The sequence below is a fragment of the Pseudomonas fluorescens genome (genome assembly GCF_001708445.1).
Taxonomy (GTDB): Bacteria; Pseudomonadota; Gammaproteobacteria; order Pseudomonadales; family Pseudomonadaceae; genus Aquipseudomonas; species Aquipseudomonas gorinensis.
In genome coordinates this window covers 2,718,506-2,732,731 of the sequence record NZ_CP015637.1, presented here as the reverse complement: position 1 = coordinate 2,732,731, position 14,226 = coordinate 2,718,506, and the positions used below count along the sequence as shown (strand labels likewise).

At 64.0% G+C, this 14,226-nt stretch carries 10 protein-coding genes; 4 read left to right on the top strand and 6 right to left on the bottom strand.

Features of this window, described 5'->3' with window-relative positions:
* Positions 1–3: 3 nt before the first annotated feature.
* Together A7317_RS12170 and A7317_RS12165 are read left to right on the top strand one after the other, a co-directional pair.
* Entirely contained in the window at positions 4–1,626 is a 1,623-nt protein-coding gene (locus A7317_RS12170) for a methionine--tRNA ligase (RefSeq protein ID WP_081329189.1), read from the top strand.
* Positions 1,619–2,758 (top strand): NAD(P)/FAD-dependent oxidoreductase, encoded by a 1,140-nt coding sequence (locus tag A7317_RS12165; RefSeq protein ID WP_069075908.1) that lies wholly within the window; start codon positions 1,619–1,621, stop codon positions 2,756–2,758. Before A7317_RS12170 ends, A7317_RS12165 begins: the two co-directional genes overlap by 8 nt.
* Before the next feature lie 305 nt (positions 2,759–3,063).
* Here A7317_RS12165 and A7317_RS12160 read toward each other — a convergent pair whose 3' ends face one another.
* On the bottom strand, positions 3,064–3,582 hold the full coding sequence (locus A7317_RS12160) for a sterol desaturase family protein (protein WP_024075331.1): 519 nt from the start codon (positions 3,580–3,582) through the stop codon (positions 3,064–3,066).
* A 324-nt stretch (positions 3,583–3,906) separates the two neighbouring features.
* On the opposite strand from A7317_RS12160, the gene A7317_RS12155 reads away from it, so the two are divergent.
* Entirely contained in the window at positions 3,907–5,247 is a 1,341-nt protein-coding gene (locus tag A7317_RS12155) for an ABC transporter substrate-binding protein (protein ID WP_069075907.1), read from the top strand.
* A gap of 9 nt (positions 5,248–5,256) precedes the next feature.
* Here A7317_RS12155 and A7317_RS12150 read toward each other — a convergent pair whose 3' ends face one another.
* The 5 genes from A7317_RS12150 to A7317_RS12130 form a co-directional block, all read right to left on the bottom strand.
* Complete coding sequence (locus A7317_RS12150; protein WP_069075906.1) at positions 5,257–6,888, bottom strand: dipeptide ABC transporter ATP-binding protein; 1,632 nt, start codon at positions 6,886–6,888, stop codon at positions 5,257–5,259.
* Entirely contained in the window at positions 6,885–7,778 is an 894-nt protein-coding gene (locus tag A7317_RS12145; protein WP_069075905.1) for an ABC transporter permease, read from the bottom strand. Before A7317_RS12145 ends, A7317_RS12150 begins: the two co-directional genes overlap by 4 nt.
* A gap of 3 nt (positions 7,779–7,781) precedes the next feature.
* Positions 7,782–8,732, bottom strand: coding sequence for an ABC transporter permease (locus A7317_RS12140; protein ID WP_024075335.1), 951 nt, complete (start codon positions 8,730–8,732; stop codon positions 7,782–7,784).
* Positions 8,729–10,342 carry an ABC transporter substrate-binding protein gene (locus A7317_RS12135; protein WP_069075904.1) on the bottom strand — a complete coding sequence of 538 codons (1,614 nt, stop codon included), beginning with the start codon at positions 10,340–10,342 and terminating at the stop codon, positions 8,729–8,731. The genes A7317_RS12140 and A7317_RS12135 overlap by 4 nt, the downstream gene beginning before the upstream one ends.
* A gap of 62 nt (positions 10,343–10,404) precedes the next feature.
* Positions 10,405–12,837 (bottom strand): TonB-dependent receptor plug domain-containing protein, encoded by a 2,433-nt coding sequence (locus tag A7317_RS12130; RefSeq protein WP_069077390.1) that lies wholly within the window; start codon positions 12,835–12,837, stop codon positions 10,405–10,407.
* Positions 12,838–13,171: 334 nt separating this feature from the next.
* Between A7317_RS12130 and feaR the strand changes: the two genes are divergently transcribed.
* Entirely contained in the window at positions 13,172–14,113 is a 942-nt protein-coding gene (gene feaR, locus A7317_RS12125; RefSeq protein WP_024075338.1) for a transcriptional regulator FeaR, read from the top strand.
* Positions 14,114–14,226 lie beyond the last annotated feature (113 nt).

Below are 14,226 nucleotides of genomic sequence, written 5' to 3'. Positions count from 1 at the left end.
AAGATGACTGCTATCACCGCGCAAAAATTCTTCCTGATGCCGATTCCTCCCACGCCCAACGGCAGGTTGCACCTGGGCCACATTGCCGGTCCTTACTTGCGCATGGACATGCTCGGGCGCTACCTGCGCACCCAGGGGCACAGTGTCGATGTGGTCTCGGCGGTAGACGGCTTCGACTCCTACGTATTGTGGAAAGGCGTGCAGGAGCTGCGCGCGCCCGAAGAGGTGGTGCGTGACTACCACGGGCAGATCGCCAACGACCTGCGCGCGCTGGATGTCGAGGTCGATGACTTCCTCGACCTGGTGCAAGGCCCGTACGCCGCGCAGCATGCAGACAATGCCCGGCGCACGGTCGAGCGCCTGGTGGCGTTGGGCGTGACCGAAACCGTGGTCGAACGTGTGCTGTATTGCCCGCATACCCGTCGCTACATGGCCGGCGCCTGGCTGGTGGGGCAGTGCCCGTATTGCCAGGCAGGGGCTGGCGGCTACTTCTGTGAAGCCTGCGGTGCCTTGTTCCGCCCGGAAACCATGCTCAATCCCCAGCCGCGCATGGGCGACAGCCCGTTGCAGTGGGTCGAGGTCGAAAGTCTGTTCCTGAAAGTGGCCCACCCCGACCAGTTGCTGCGGCGCATGGCGGCGTCCGGTGCGCCGGCGTCGATCATCGAGGTGATCGCGCGCTTCCTGGAACGCGAAAATGGCCGCGTGCGGCTGACTGCACCCGGCGACTGGGGTGTGGCCTGGAGCCCGGATCGTTTTGACAACCCACGCGTGTTGTTCGAGTCCGGCTGGGAATACGCACTGACCTGCGCCGACCGTGCCCGCGAGCACTCCCCGGAGCACGGCCACGCCATGCTGCGCAGCAGCGAGGTGACCACGCTGGTCAGCTTTGGTATCGATAACGCGGTGTTGCTGCTGGCGGGCAGCGTGGCGGTGATGGATGCCCTGCAGGATCACCAGTCGTTTGACTACGTGTTGACCAACTACTTCTACAACCTGCAAGGCGCGAAGTTTTCCACCAGCCGCCTGCATGTGGTCTGGGCCGCCGATATCGTCGAAAAAACCCCGGCCACCAGCGATGGCGTGCGTTATTTCCTCTGCCGCGAAAGCCCCGAACTGGGCGAAACCAATTTCGCCGTGGAGGAGTTTGTCGAGGTGGTCAATGTGGACCTGGCCGGTGCCCTCGACCGGCGTGTCGACCTGGCCCTCGGCAGCCTCGATCAGGCCCGGTTGCAGTCCATCGAGCCAGACTTGTTGCCGGGCCTCGAAATGGCCGTTGCGCGCCTGGGCCAGGCGTTCCGGCTCGACGCTGTCTCGGTGCGCGACGCCTGGGAGGTGTTGCACCAGTGGATGCAACGCCCGGACCTGGACGTGACACAGCCTGGGCACGCTTATTTGTGGCTCAAGGGCCTGGCGTACCTGGCCGCGCCGATCATGCCGCGCCTGGCCGAGCACCTGTGGCACCGCCTGGGCCATGACGGTTTGCCGGTGGTCCAGGCGCTGTATGCCGCCTCGCTGCCGAGGCCGGAGACCGTGGCGCGCCCGCGCTTTGCGGCCTTGTCCCCGCTGGCGCTGGCGCCATGCTTGCCGGCCAGCGTGGTGCTGGCGGGTGCATCCAGCGATGCATGAATACGCTGACGTCATCGTGATCGGTGCCGGCACCACCGGTACCAGCGCCGCCTGGCACCTGGCGCGCGCCGGCGCGTCGGTACGGCTGCTGGACAAAGGCGCGATTGCCAGTGGCTCGTCGGGCGCGTCGCCGGGGATCGTGCGCGAATATTACGCCGATCCTGCCCTCAGCCAACTGGCGGCACGGGGCGTGCGGGCCTATCGCGATTGGCGGCAGCACTATCCCGGCACTTGCGGCTACCAGCGCACGGGGTTCTTGACCGGTATTCCCGCCCGCGAACAAGCGGCCACCCAGGCCAACGTCGAGCTTTTGCGCGCGACGGGCGCGGCGCTTGAGTGGTTATCTGCCGAGCAAATGCAGGCGCAGGTGCCAGACCTGATTATCGACGGCCTGGCGGGCGCGGTGTTCGAGCCCGACGCGGGCTATTGCGATCCGCGCCTGACCGCGCGCAGTTTTGCAGCCGGTGCGCGGGACCTCGGCGCGGTGATCGACGAGGGGCGGGCGGCACGACGGATCGTGCGCCAGGCCGGGCGCGCCATCGGCGTGCAGACCGACACCGGCTTTATCGCCTGCGCCCATGTGGTCAATGCCGCCGGGCCGTGGGCTGCCACACTGGCTGACGATTGCCAGGCGCCATTGCCGATCCACGCCACCCGGCAAAGCGTCGGCATTGTCCAGGTGGAGGGCGTTGACTCGCCGATGCCAGGCTATTGCGACCGGGAGGCGGGCTTCTACCTGCGCCCGGACCAGCCCGGCAGCTATTTCATCGGCTCGCTGATGGCCGCCGAAGGCGTAGCGGTCGACCCGGATAGCTTCGACCGCAGCTTCTGCGACGCCAACGTGCTGGCCTACCGCGACCGCGCCGCCCTGCGCTTGAAGCGCCTGACCAGCGCACGGGCCACCGGCCGCCGCGTGTCGTTCTTCGACAACACACCGGATGGCAACCCGATTGTCGGCCCCGACCCTCGGGTGCCGGGGCTGTTCGTCGCGGCGGGGTTATGTGGGCATGGCTTCAAGTTTGCGCCGTTGTTTGGGCAGGCGATTGCGCAGTGGGTATTGCAGGGCGAGATGCCGGCGCAGATGGGGGTGTTTGCGGTAGAGCGATTTCTCGGGAGCGTTCAGTCAACCTAGTTGATCCTGACGTCCGAGCCGGCGATCAGTCGGTGTCGACGATTCGACAAGGCCGAATGCCTGTTAGGACTGTTAGGACTGTAAGGACTGTAACTGTGGCGAGCGGGCTTGCCCCGCGTTGGGCTGCGCAGCAGCCCCAAAACCAGGCCCTGCGGTGTGTCAGTTAAAAACACATCGCCTGGAATGGGGCCGCTTCGCGCCCCAACGCGGGGCAAGCCCGCTCGCCACAACAAGCCCACTGGCCACAGCAAGCCCACTGGCCACAACACGAGCGCTCGCCACAACGGCCCTATCTACCGGGGGGCTCAGCCGCGCGCTTCATTTCGAATGAAGGTGCGAAACACATGATCCCACAGCGGCGAAGAGACCCCGAAGTTCTTCTCGATACCTTTGCGATGGTGCAGATCGTGATTGGCGATCAGCCCTGGAATGAACCGATAAGCCCAATGGTTGGGGCGGTGCATCACGTAGTGCACCGAGATGTAATAGAAATAGCCCACCACCGCACCGACGAATACCGAGGTCAGTTGCCCATACCAGGCCAGCAGTAACAGGACCGCCAGCGCCGAACTGGTTTTCCAGCTGGATACACCGATAAAGGCGAGCACATCGACATGGTGGGTCCAATGCTCGTGGCGATACAGCGAGTGGAACAGAAAACGGTGTACCCCATATTCCACCAACGTCCATCCCAACAACCCGGCAAGCGCCAGGCCGGGATCAAACGGTGCGAGGTAAAGTGCGAGGATCACGAACAGCGGAACGCTGAAAAAGTCGAGGTAGTACGCGACCGATGACATCAGCCATTTGTTTGATGCAGCCATGCGCAGGGTGTCCTTGAATGCCCGATAAGGGGCGGGCGTGCTGTCCGTAGGGGCGCTGAATGTACCCGAAGGTGTGTGCCGTTTGAATGCGCGGCCGCAAATAAATCCTCCCATCCACACCGCGCAAAGCGGCCGAAGCGCTGTTGGTGGCGCAACACCGGTTCAATAAACTGTGCGATTTCACGGGCTCTACGCTTCGCGCGGATGGGGGTAACCCGTTGAATCTACGAGGCTTATGCTTTGGCATGATTTGTGTTGTCAGTGGGTTGGCACTGACCCGACAACGGGAGGGTTAACCCTCACCTTTCATAAGAAGCCACACCCATGCACATCCCCTTCAAGCGCACGTTAATCGCCGGCCTGCTGGCCATCGGCACATTTGGCGGGCTGTTGCCTGCCGTGGCCCAGGCGGCCAATGATCAACAGTTCATCCCGTTGGCGACCTATCGGGTCGGCGCCTACGCCTCCAGCGGCATTCCGTGGTGGGCGGGGGAGATTGACTACTTTCGCTACATCAACGAGGTCGAGGGCGGTGTGAACGGCGTCAAGCTGGTCTGGCAGGAGTGCGAGACCGAGTGGAAGACCGATCGCATCATCGAATGCTACGAGCGCTACAAGGCCGGCCTGGACGGCGCGCCCACCGGCTTCTTCTTCACCCATAGCACGCCGGCGTCCTATGCGCTGATGGACCGTGCCGCCGTCGACCATATCCCGTTGATCGATGGCGCCGGCGGGCGTACCGAGTCGACCGATGGCCGCGTGTTCCCCTATGCCTTCCCGTTGCTGCTCAACTACTACGGCCAGGCGTCGGTGGGCATCAACTACATCGCCCAGCGTGAGGGGGGGCTGGACAAGCTCAAGGGCAAGAAGATCGTGACGGTCTACCACGACTCCGCCTATGGCCGTGAAACCCAGGCCGCCATGCAATTGCTCGCAGATAAGTACGGCTTCGAGAACATCCAGATCCCGGTGGCCGACCCTGGCAATGAACAGTCCACCCAATGGCGGCAAGTGCGCCAGATCAATCCGGACTGGGTCTTCCTGCGTACCTGGGGCGTATCCACGCCGGTCGGTATCAAGACCGCCGTACGTTTCGGCATCCCGGTGGATCGCCTGATCGGGGATGTCTGGGCCGGCTCCGAAGCCGACGTGATTCCCGCGGGCACCGCTGCCAAAGGCTACCAGGCACTGGCGCCGTTCCCGGGTGGCGACACCTTTGAAATTCACCGCAGGCTCAAGCAGTTCATCCTTGATCCGGGCAAAAGCAACCTCAAGGACCCCAGTTACTTCGGCAAGGTCTACTACAACATCGGCCTGATCAACGCGGCCATTGCGGTCGAGGCCCTGCGCACCGGCCAGGCCAAGTTCGGCCACCGTGGGTTGAACGGCGAAGAAACGCGCTGGGCCTTCGAGCACCTGGACATCGACGCAGCGCGCATCAAAGCGTTGGGCCTCGAAGGGTTGCTGGCGCCGTTGAAACTGTCCTGCGCCGACCATGAAGGCGGTGGCGCGGCGCGGGTACAGCAGTGGGACGGGCAAAAGTGGGTGTTGGTGACCGACTGGGTCCAGGCCGACCGCGCCACCTTGCGTCCGTTGATCGAAGCCAAATCCGCTGCGTATGCCCAGGAAAAGGGCATCGCAGCGCGTGACTGCGCGGCCGAGTAGGCCACCGGCTCAGGCGGCGGTGGCCGCCATGCTGCCAGGGATGGCGGCAATCAACTCACGGGTGTAATCGCTGCCCGGCCGGTTGAAGATCTGTTCCACCGTCCCCTGTTCGACCACCTTGCCATTGCGCAGCACCAACACCTCATGCGCAAAGTTGGCCACCACCGACAAGTCATGGGACACCAGCACATAGGCAATCCCCATTTCCCGCTGCAGCTCTTCGAGCAGGTCGAGGATGTGCGCCTGCACCGACACATCGAGGGCGCTGACCGGCTCGTCGAGCAGCAACAGGTCAGGCTTCAACGCCAGCGCACGGGCGATCGCGACACGCTGGCACTGGCCACCGGACAGCTCGCGCGGCAGGCGATCGAGGAAGCTGACCGGCAGGTGCACGCGACCGATCAGCTCGCGCGCCGCGTGTTCCAGCGCCGCCCCCTTGAGCCGCCCGAACGACACCAGGGGTTCGACAATACTGTCAAACACCGTGAAGCGTGGGTCGAGCGCGGCGAACGGGTTTTGCTGGACCAGTTGCAGGCGTTGACGCAGCGGGCGGAACTCGCGCCAGCTCAGGGTGGTGACGTCTTGCTGCTCGAACCAGACCTGGCCCTGGGTGGGTTTCTCCAGGCCCAGGGCGATGCGCAACGCGGTGCTCTTGCCTGAGCCGGATTCGCCGACGATGGCCAGGGTCTGGCCGGGGTAGACCTGCAGGCTGAGGTCTTGCAGGGCCACGAAGGTGGGGTCTTCGCCCTTCACCTTGGGCAGGCTGAAGGTCTTGCCGACGTTGTGCAGGCGCAGGATCGGTGCGTGCGTTGCATCGGACCTGGCGTGTGGCTCTCGGCGCCTGGCGAACGCGGGAGCGGCGGCGATCAGTGCGCGGGTGTAGTCGTGGCGCGGGTTCGCCAGTATCTGCCGGGGCGGGCCCTGTTCGACCACTTCGCCTTGCTTCATCACCAGGATGCGGTCGGCGCGGTCGATGGCCACCCCCAGGTCATGGGTGATGATCAGCAGGGAAATGCCCCGTTCACTGACCAGCCGTTGCAGGTGGTCGAGAATCTTGCGTTGTACGGTGACGTCGAGGGCGCTGGTGGGCTCGTCGGCAATGATCAGGCGGGGGTTGCCGGCCAGGGCGATGGCGATCAGCACGCGCTGGCGCATACCGCCGGAGAGTTCATGGGGGTACTGGCGGGCCCGCAGGACCGGCTTGTCGATACCCACCTGTTGCAGCAGCTCGACAATATCGGCATCGACGCCGGGGTAGCGCTTGCCCTTGGCCAGGATCAGCGCCTCGGCGATTTGCTGGCCGATGCGCAGGGTCGGGTTGAGGCTGACCATCGGGTCCTGGGGCACCAGCCCGACGGTGCGCCCACGCTGCAAGCGCTTCTGGCGTTCGCTGGCGTGGGACAGGTCGTTGCCGCCCACCCACAGTTGACCCGCACTGATCTGCGCGTGGTCGGGCAGCAGGCCGAGAATCGCGTTGGCCAGGGTTGATTTGCCCGAGCCCGACTCGCCGACAATCGCGACGGTTTCGCCCTGGGCCATCGACAATGACAGGCGTTGTACCGCCAACAGGGTCTGGCCGCCGGAGCGGTAGCCGACACTGAGTTGGCGTACATCGATCAACAGGTTGTTATCGGTGGTCATCGCTGGATCTCCTCGAAGGTGCGGGCGATATGGTTGAGGCTGAACACCACGGCCACCAGGAACAGGCCTGGCAGCAACGAGACCCACGGAGCGGTGATCAGGAAGTGCCGACCGTTGGCGATCAAGGTGCCCCATTCCGCTGCCGGTGGCGCAGCACCGAAACCGAGAAAGCTCAAGCCCGCTGTCGCCAGGATCGCGGCGCCGAAATCCAGGGTGGCGAGCACCGCCACCGGGCCCCACGCGTTCGGCAGGATGTGCCGCAGCAAGGTGCGCCGCCAGCTGGCGCCGCCCAGGCGCGCGGCTTCGACGTAGGGCAAGGTCTTGACGCGCAGCACTTCGGCGCGGGTGGTGCGGGCGAACCCCGGAATGATGCCGACGCCCACGGCGATGGCCACCGGCACGGTACCGAAGCCGATAGCGGTGACGATCGCCAGGGCCAGCAGCAGGCCGGGCAGGGCCAGCAAGACATCGATAAAACGCATGAGCACCGCATCGATGCGACCGCCGGCAAAGCCGGACAGGATGCCGAGCCCCAGCCCGCCGACCAGGGCGATCCCAACCGCGAGGAACGCCGCCAGCACTGACAGGCTGGCGCCGTAGACCACGCGGGTGTAGAGGTCGCGCCCCAGTTCATCGGTGCCGAACCAGTGGCCCAGGCTGGGCGCGCTGAGTTTGGCGGCCGGCGCGGTGGCGTAGGGGGCGAAACTGCTCAGCAATGACGGCGACACCGCCGCGACCAGGGCAAACAGCACCACCAGCAGCGCCAGGCTGAAACCGGGACGGCGCAGCAGGGGCAGCACCGCCGAGGCGGCGCGTTGCAGTCGGCTGCGACGGCGCCAGAGGGGGGGAGCCAGGGTGGTTGGCGCAAGACGCCGGTCAATCGTGGTCATGGTCTAGGACACCTTTGGCGTATGGGAGATGCGCGGGTCGAGCCAGGGATAGAGCAGGTCGACCAGCAGGTTCACCAGCACAAATGCCGCCGCCGAAACGGCAACGATGGCCAGCACCACTGGAATGTCCTGGCGCAGCACGGCTTCCTGCGCCAGGCGGCCGATGCCGGAGCGGGCAAAGATGGTTTCCACCAGCACCGCGCCGGACACCGTATTGCCCACTTGCAGCCCGATCAGGGTGAGAATCGGCAGGGCCGCGTTGCGAAAGCCGTGACGCGCCTGCACCTGGCCACGGCTCAAGCCCTTGGCATAGGCCGTGACGATGTAGGGCTCCTGCCACACCCCTTGGAAACTGCGTTGCAACACCTGGGCGTACACCGCCGCGCTGGGGATCGCCAGGGTGATCGCCGGCAGCACCAGGCTTTCAACCCCGCGGCTGCCGGTGGCGGGAAACCAGCCGAGGCCGAACGCGAATACCTGGATCAGCAGCAGGCCCATCCAGAACACCGGCACTGAAAAGCCCAGCGACGGCAACCGGGTCAACGCGATTTTTAACGGCCGCCAGCGCAGGTACGCCGTCAGGTAGGCCAGGCCGACACCGCCGAGCAGCGACAACACAATCGCCAGCCCGGCCAGGGACAAGGTCTGCGGCAATCGTTCGGCGAGCAGCTCGGCCACCGGTCGATTCAGCGACAGCGACTGGCCGAAGTCACCGTGCAGCGCGCCGAGCAGCAGGTTGAAATACTGCTCGAACACGCCCTGGTCGAGGCCGTAATAAGCGCGGGCCTTGGCCAGGTCTTCGACTGACAGCGCGTCGGCCTCCATGCCCGAGGCGCTGAGCATGATGGACAGGGTGTCGCCCGGCAGCAGGTACAAAATGAAATAGGTGATGCTATAGGCGCCCCAGAGCACCAGCAGCGCCTGGCCAATCCGGCCGATCAGGTAACGGCTCATGGCGTACCGACCTCGATATCACCCAGCAATGCGAAGCCCTCGGCAGTCCAGCGAAAGTGTTTCACCCGTGGCGAGGTCGCTGCCTGCCACACGCGTTCATACACCGGGAACGCCGAACCCTCATCGATCAACAGGTCTTGCAAATCGCCATAGGCCGTGGCGCGTTGTGCGCCCTGGGTGGCGGTGATGCCGGCATCGAACAGGCCCTTGGCGGTGTCCAGCACGGCCGGCTCATAGAGGTTGGTGGCCAGGGTCGAGCTGTTGGCGGTGCGCGGATCGAGGATGGTTTGCAGGATGATCGGATCAGCACGGGTCATATAGTTGATGGTCAGGTCATAGTTGCCGGCGGTGTTGTTGGCGACCCATTCGGCGCGGGTGACCACGCTGAGTTTGAGCTCGATGCCGACCTTGCGCAGCTGATCCTGGATCAACACATCGCCGGCGGTTTCTGCCGGGCTGATGTTGTAGCTCAGGCTCAGGCGCTTGCCGTTTTTCTGCCGATAACCGTCCGCGCCCTTGGCCCAGCCGGCTTGATCCAGCAGGCGCTCGGCGGCGGCCGGGTCGTAGACCAGTTTGGCGCCCTGGCTCTTGAAGTAGGGCGTGGTCACATCGAAGATGCCGTCCACCACCGGGAACGCGGCGTTGTACACCGTGCTTGCGTAGCTCTTGCGGTCGATGGCTTTCTGTACGGCCAGGCGCACCTGTTTGTCGGCCAAGGCACGCCCGCCACGGGTATTGGGGTACAGGTTCAGCGCCGGGCCCGGCAGCGAGCGGCTTTGAATGGTTGCGCCCCTGGACTGGAACAGTTTCAGGTCCACCTCGGAGAACGGGTTGCGCGGCCACAGAATGTCGGCCTTGCCTTGCAGGAACAGGCCGTTGCGCACGCTTTCCTCGGGGATATAGCTGATGTCCACCGCGTCCAGGTGGGCCTCGCCCTGGTTCTTCATATTGGCCGACGCCCAGGCGTAACCCTTGCGCTTGGTCAGGTGCGCGCCGACTTCCGGGGTATAGCTGGCCAGGATGAACGGGCCGGTGCCGATGATCTTGCCCAACGAGCGTTCCTTGGCGCTGAGCGCATAGGAGGCCGGGGCAAGGATCGACAGGTTGGTGGTGGATGTGGCCTGCAGGAAGCCCGCATTCGGCTTGGCGAGCACCAGCTTGACGGTGAAGTCGTCGACCACTTCGGCGTGATCGAACCCCGCCAGGTAAGTGGCGCCGAAGGTGGCCGGCAACTCGGTGGCCAGCGCCTTGTTGCTGTCGAAGGCCGTCTTGACCGCCTGGGCATCGAAGCGCTCGCCGTTGCTGAAGGTGACGTTATCGCGCAGGTGGAAGGTGTAGGTGAGGGCGTCGTCGCTCACTTCCCAGCTTTTGGCCAGCCAGGGAATGATCGTGCCGGTTTCCGGGTCCTGGTCGGTCAGCGACTCGGCGACATTGCGCAGCAACACCCGGTGTTCAAGCCAGTAGACCTGGAACGGATCGACGCTGACCAGGGTGGTGTTGTCGCCGAAAAAGGCAATGTTGAGGGTCTTGCCGGCCTGGGTGTCGTTACCCGACGGTGAGCAAGCGGCAAGGCTTAACGCCAATGCGCAGGGGGCCAGCAGACGGCTCATCAAGTTGGAGGTATTCAATGGAGTGCCCTCAGGTGGCGATTGCGGTGTATGCAAGGGGTGGGTCAGAAGTCGTAGGCCAGCTTGGTGTACCAGTAGCCGCCGCCCGGATAGAACGGCGGGTTGCCATAGGGCGCCAGGCCCAGGTTGCTGTAGACGGCGTGCCGGTCGGGGCGCACGTCGAAGATATTGGTACCGCCGACGCTGACGGTCAGGTGGTCGACGAAGGTGTAGCTGACGTCCAGGTCGGTGATCCATTTGGCGCCGAAGCTGCGGTCGCCCGTGGGGTTCACCGCCAGGGTCTTGACCGCGCCATAGCGGCTGGTTTGCAGGTTGACCGCCAGGTCCGCGACCTTCCAGTTGGCGCCGAGGATCCATTTGGTCTTGGGCGACGCTTCGGTGAGGTCGCCCTCGCGGTCGCGGCCCACCAGGGTCACGCCGGAATTGGCGAGGGCGGCGGGTGTGCCGCGACTGTCTTCAATGGTGGTCTTGTTCCAGTTGAAGCCCAGGCTCCAGCGCACATCGCCCCAGGCATCCAGCGGCGTGGTGTGGTCGGCAACGATGTCCAGGCCGCGGGTGCGGGTGTCGAAGGCGTTGGTGTAGTAGTTGACCCAGGTACCGGTGGGCACACCCTGGGCGGCGAGGATGGCATTGATGGCGCCATTGCCCTGGTCGTAGATATTGCTGGTCAGGGCGATGCGGTCATCAATGTCGATCAGGTAGGCATCGGCGGTGATGCTGGTGCGTGGCGCTGGCTGCCAGGTCAGGCCCAGCCCCAGGTTGCGCGATTTCTCCGGCTTGAGGTCGTCGCCACCCAACGCCTTGGCCAGGTTGCTGCCGGAAGGGGTCAAGCGGGTCACGGCGGGCACCACGTTACCGTTCACATCGGTGGCCACTCGGTTGTCTGCCACCGTGTAGCCGATCTGCGTCAGGGACGGCGCACGAAAGCCGGTGCCGACCGTACCGCGTACCGCCACCGTGTCGGTCAGCTCGTAGCGTGAGTTCACCTTCAGCCCGAAGGTATTGCCAGAGTCATCGTCGTAATGTTCGACACGGCCGGCCACGTCGAGGAACCAGCGCTCGGTCAGGTCAAAGCCCAGGTCGAGGTAACCGGCGTAGTTATTGCGGATCAGGCTGACTTCATCCTCCGGGCGAATCGTGACGGCCGCCTGCGCCCCCGACGCCGCCGGGTAAGTGCCGGTGATATAGGCCTCGGGATCTCCGGCGAAGGTGCTGAAATGTTCCCAGCGGTGTTCCAGGCCGGCGGACACCTGCACAGGCGAGGTCAGGTTGAACAGGCTGTCGTAGCGGCGAGTGATGTCCAGGTTGTTGACCCACTGCTCAAAGCGAAAGGTCGCCAGGTTGTCGAACCGCGTCGGTGAGGCGGTGCCCAGTGACGGGTTGATATTCAGGTCGCTGGAGTGGTGGACGTTGTTGCGCCCATAAGTGGTGCTCAGGTCCCAGTTCCACTCGGCCACTTGCCCCTTGCCGCCAAACAGCAGTTGGTAGTCGCGGTCCTTGATGTTGTTCAGCGGGTAGTAACCGTCCGGAAATACCTCGGGCACCGCGGCCCTGCCGGTGGGCAGGCGAAAGTAGTTGGCGGCCTCGGCGTCACGCTCGCCATAGGTGGAGAAGGAGTACAGCGTCAGGTCTTCCAGGGGCAATTCGGCGTTGTAGGCCAGGTTGAATGCCTTGAGGTCAGGGTCGCCGTTCTTGATCGCCACCCGGTTCCAGGCGGCTTCCTTGGCGGGGTCGCTGAACGCCCTGACCGTGCTGTCGGCCTTGTCGTTCCAGGCGGCGGTCCCGCGTTTGCGGGCATCGGCGGAGAAGTGGAAAAAACCGCGTTCGCCGAGCTTGAACCCCTCGTCGCCCGCCACCTTGATGGTTTCGCCCTGGCCGGAAAACAACTGGCCGTAACTGGTCTCCAGGTGGCCGCCGCTGTTGTCTTTCTTGAGGATCACGTTGATTACGCCCGCCACCGCATCCGAGCCGTACTGGGCGGCAGCGCTGTCTTTGAGTACCTCGATATGGTCGACGGCGCTGACCGGGATCAGGTCGATGTCCACCGCGTTCGCGCCGCTGTTATCGATCGAACCGCGCTGGCCGGTCGCGCCGTTGTGCCGGCGCTTGCCGTTGACCAGCACCAGGGTGTAGGCCGGGCCCAGGCTGCGGTTGCTGAGGGGGCGGGTCACTGAGTTATAGCCGGCAATGTTGGTGCCGAAGTTGAACGAGGGCAGCAGCTTGGCAATGGCCTCGGACAGTTCGGCGCGGCCGGTCTTGAGCAGTTGTTCGCTGTTGATCACGTCAATCGGTGCCGGGCTGTCGGCCACGGTGCGCTGTTGGCCGCGCATGCCGGTGGAAATCACCGTGACCGTGCCCAGTTGGGCGTCATCCCTCGTGGTCTCGGCGAAGGAGGGCGCGCTGGCCAGCAGCAAGGAGCTGGTCAAGAGTGACAGGTGGAACTTGTTGAGGGGGAGCGGGGCGGTGATGTCTGGCATGTTGGAAAGGTCCATGTAAGCCTGCTGAAGGCTCCTGGTGGTCGTGGGGGTACGTCCTCCGCCAGGCATGGGGTCGGTCTGTGATGTGAAGGTATTACTATAAGAAACGGGAGTGAAAGTCTTTTTTGGAATAAGCTAATTATTAGATATTGTTATCTTAATAATTTATAAGATCATCTATTTTTATTATGTTGCCCGTGAGCGGCTCAACGCTGCGCAAAGTCCTCGGTGCACGCTCCATAGGCCCCAGCATCGCGGGCCCCCTCGGCTTGCATATGCCGCAGATAGATAATATGTTAACGGAATAACTAAAAAGAATCAGTGGGAGGGGGGTATGCCTGCCTTGCTTCACGCTTGCGATGCATTCGCCAACTGGAACCGCGACTTGCGTGCAGTCTGCGGTAACTTCAACACGACGCTGTCAAACCAGCACAGCCTGTTTATCGGCAGTGTCCATGGCCAGGATGTCTGCGGCCTGGGGGTGGCGCATATCCGTACCAACGCAGGGTTGATCAGCCGCCAGCGCACCTCGGGGGACGGGGACGATGATCGCTACTGCTTTCTGATTCTCCAGGGCGCGGGCCATCAGCGCATTCGCCAGCAAAACCGGGTGATCGAGTTGGGGCCTGACGACATTGCCCTGGTCGACTCGGCGCAGGCATTTGAGATCGAACCCCAGGGCCTGGTGCACAACATCTCGATCCATCTGTCACGTGACGAAGTCAGCCACCAGCTTCGCCCCGAACAGCTGTTCGGCAAGCTTGCGCGCAATAGCGTCGCCACTCACATGATTCGCACGTTGGCGCGCTCGCTGGGGGATGTGGAGTTGCGCAAGGACGAAGGTGGCCGCAGCGATGGCCCGGCACTGGCGCAAGCATTGATCGGCTTGGCCGCCGCCGGCCTGCGCGAGCGTGACGAACGCCAGCCCGGTTTTGCCTGCGTGGGTCAGGATGATATTTACGGACTGGCCACGCGACTGGTGGAAACCTCACTGCAAGAGACGGAACTGGGCCCTGAATACCTGGCCCGACACCTGAACGTCTCGGTGCGCCAGCTTTACCGGCTGTTTGAGCAACGCCACGAGAGTATCTCCCGCTACATCCAGCAACGCCGCTTGGAACGGGTGGCGCAAGACCTGTGCGCGCAAGACCTGCGCCATGAATCAATCACCCAGATCGCGTTTAAATGGGGGTTTGTCGACGCGGCGCATTTCAGTCGCGTCTTCAAGCGCCATTTCCAGCATGCCCCTCGGGACTATCGCCAACACGCCCTATAAATGCCGGCCTGGCAGGGAATGCCAAGCGGTTTGGCAGACTCAGTCAAGTCCTCGGACGTGGCAGGCACTCTAATAAGATTGCCTGGGCTGGGGTTGATACCGAGCCGATTATT